The organism is Paenibacillus sp. sgz302190 (genome assembly GCF_059820445.1).
This window is the reverse complement of sequence record NZ_JBZYAO010000085.1, coordinates 1-3,133: the sequence shown is the minus strand read 5'-3', so window position 1 is coordinate 3,133 and position 3,133 is coordinate 1. Positions and strand designations below refer to the sequence as shown.

At 40.3% G+C, this 3,133-nt stretch carries 2 protein-coding genes and 2 pseudogenes; 2 read left to right on the top strand and 2 right to left on the bottom strand.

Annotated elements, in window-relative coordinates:
• Positions 1 to 250: 250 nt before the first annotated feature.
• Positions 251 to 897, bottom strand: a pseudogene (locus tag AC6RNO_RS36480) (transposase).
• A gap of 405 nt (positions 898 to 1,302) precedes the next feature.
• Here AC6RNO_RS36480 and AC6RNO_RS36475 point away from each other — a divergent pair.
• Entirely contained in the window at positions 1,303 to 2,109 is an 807-nt protein-coding gene (locus AC6RNO_RS36475; RefSeq protein WP_474686211.1) for a hypothetical protein, read from the top strand.
• Positions 2,110 to 2,189: 80 nt separating this feature from the next.
• Entirely contained in the window at positions 2,190 to 2,774 is a 585-nt protein-coding gene (locus AC6RNO_RS36470; RefSeq protein WP_474686209.1) for a hypothetical protein, read from the top strand.
• 139 nt (positions 2,775 to 2,913) lie between these two features.
• Here the strand turns inward: AC6RNO_RS36470 and AC6RNO_RS36465 are convergent.
• A pseudogene (locus AC6RNO_RS36465) lies at positions 2,914 to 3,133 on the bottom strand (hypothetical protein); the annotation flags it as partial.

Genomic DNA, 3,133 nt, shown 5'->3' with positions numbered 1-3,133 from the left:
GACATGACGCCAGCCCGCTAACGGTTCCGTGAAGATAAAAATGCTGCACGTCCCGTTGCGGACGTACTCGCTGTCTTCCCGTAAGAGCTTGGTCGGTTTCATCAGAATCGGTTCTCTAGCTTCATTCAGTAATTGATAAGGTTTTTTGTCCATACAAATGACTGGACAGTCAGCATTGTAAGGCAACTGATAGGCACCAAGTACGTCCTCCACTGCCGCGACAAACGCCGCACGGTTTTCAAATGTTTGCTCAAGAGCAAAACCATAGCGGACAAGGGAATCGAGTCGGCGAGATGAGCGGGTTGTGTCTCCACGCTGAAGCGATTCTTTTTACTTTAATGTGGTTGTACTGCAATCTTGATTTTATTACTGTTACATAGGCCATGGCGATGAAATTCTCAACCGTACGAAACCCTCTGGCTTTACATTTTGTGGCCTGAATGAGGCTATTGAGCCCTTCTAACAGACATTGGTCATCTTGGTTTGAAACCATCGCAAAATACCTTCTTCGTGTCGTTTTAGCGATTTTGCTACCTGGGCCATGGGTTCGATCTGGGAGCGAACTACCCAACTGTACCAGCTACCAAAATACAGGTCAGCTAATATGGCAGGGTAAGTCCATAGTTCTTGCAATGCCAGTCTAATCCGATATGCCCTTCCTGTCAGGAGGTTCATATCCTTTAGCTTCACCAGCTTTTCCTTCTGTTCAGGCGTTAAACGATCTTCATTTTTTAACCAGACATAGCGACTCTTTTTGAGTTCATCGACTTCCTTTTGTTCTTCGCGGCGAACTTGATCAGCAGCATCACCTACCATTTTCATCACATGGAATTTATCGAACGTGATTTGCGCTTTCGGAAAATGTTGCTCTATTCCCGATATGAAGGCAGCGGACATATCGCAGCAAAACTCTTCAATCAGCCCTATAGTGCAATTCCACGTTTATATCGAGCTCTCGATAGCTTACATACCATGGCTCCTCAATCTAACGCCAATTGAAACATATCCAGATCTTCTTGCATCTTTTCCATTCAACAGACCTCCGCACAGGAATTTTCATAGATTATTCCTAGCATCGGCGGTATTCTGTATTTTCAAACCAACATCATTTAGCGAAGAGGCATAAAAACTTTCACGTTGTCCCTTTAAATCCAATTTACTCCAAATTATAATTATTTTATTATATTGAAATAATAATTTACTTCTAATTCAGTATAGTATATAGTTTTAAAAGATTCCTATAATCCAATATTTGGGAATCCGATTTAATGCCTCATAATTATATTTAAGGAGAGGATTAATTTGAGAAAAGGAAGTTCTATGTTCAAGAAAGCGTGTTCACTTCTCGCCATTTCGGTACTATCATGTAGTTTAAGTGTGCCGACCTTTGCAGCAAAAGATAAGACACCAGAATTAAAAGGAACTTGGTCGAGAGGGGAAGTAACCCAAGATCCTATCGCACCGTTCAAAGGCTATAAAACTGATGCATCTGGAAATAAAACTGTGTTGGATGTTTCTCCATTTACCGGGACTAATATTATTTCTACCGGGACTAATATTTTTTCTTCAGCGAATAGTGAAGTCAGTGCGAATAACTATTGGAATGGCAGTTATTATTATGAATATATCCCTAACAGTTACGTAATGGATTACGGTTTTCAAGATGCTTATCACTATAATGTTGGTCATACGCAAGCTTACAACGGTACCGGAGGTGTTGCAAAACTAAGTTACTCACAAGCAACCGCCGTTACTTCACAGTGGGCAGTTACCGCTCAAGTTAGTGCCACCGCAGAACTCAAACAAAATTATTTTGAAAAGCTAGGTGTTACTTTTGGAGGTTCGTATACCTCAACTAATACTACCAGTTCCACTTCTACAATACTTTACCAAATTGACGTGTCTCCTGGAAAAACAGGTTATATTGACGCTGCTTTGCCAGGTGCCTATTCAAATGGGACTGCGAAGTATAAAGAATATTTGTATTTTTCGACCCCAGGAACGTTTTATGCTACAGGAAATACAATTTCAAATTCGAATGAAGGCGGATGGTCTCCTTTATCCAATACCAGCACATCCGTTTTGAATTTCACCTCAGGCCAGTATTGATGTTATAATAAGTAAACACTAATGGAATGATTTGATGAATTCATTTCATTAGTGTTACTTCATTAAACTGGAGGCTTGTAATGAGAATAATCCGGTATCCCATTATCGTTTTAGCAATAGTCCTTACGTTAACTGCCTGCAATAGCAAAAGCACTGATAAGAAGAACACACAAGATGTGCTTTCCTATGATCAATACGTAAAAGTAGTGAATTCTATAAAAGACCAATTACAATTTTCAAGTGCTCCAATGAAGCTAACCGATTCGACACTGAAAAATCCAACCATTATTATAACTAATGATGAGATGTCTTTTGGTAAGAAGAAAAATTTAACTTTACGTAATGATTTCAAGGATTCAACACAGTATTTTCTAACTTACGAAGATGTTAAAAATGGGTATAAGATGATTACAGGATGGATTTATACCGATGTTAATCAGGGAAATAACCTGCTTTATTACAAGCCAGATGTTCAAGGGAATACAGGAGACTTTAATTCGATCCTCTCATATAAAAACATACTCATTCATGTACAGCTTACACATTTAGCATCCTCAAGCCTTTCTTCCGAGGATTTTGTGAAAGAAAATGAAGCTGTGCTCAAAGACATTGTACACTTTCTTGAAACGACAGATTCTACTCTTTTTGACAATCCCCGCGGATGAATCCGGGGGATTCTTGCTACCCAAAGGCGAAGTCCGTTTCCGGTATCGCTGACGTGCAGGTTTAGGCCGTGTAAATTAGTAGAATTCTTTCGTCTTATGTCACATCTCTTTGCATCCGAACTGCTGCACTAGTACCCTTTCAACTCTTAAATTGTGGATAAAGGCGTTTTAGCTTAATCCTTGCTTCGTCGGTAGTAAACTGCCAGTCCACGCCCTTTTGGTTTTGGTTTCGGGCATGTTCCCATGCCGACAGTTTGTGAGCCAATTCGGTGATCGAAGGGATGCGTCGTCCCAAACATTGGCTGGACATCGCGCTAAGTTCAATTTCCGCGATATTCAACCAACTGCCATGTTTCGGT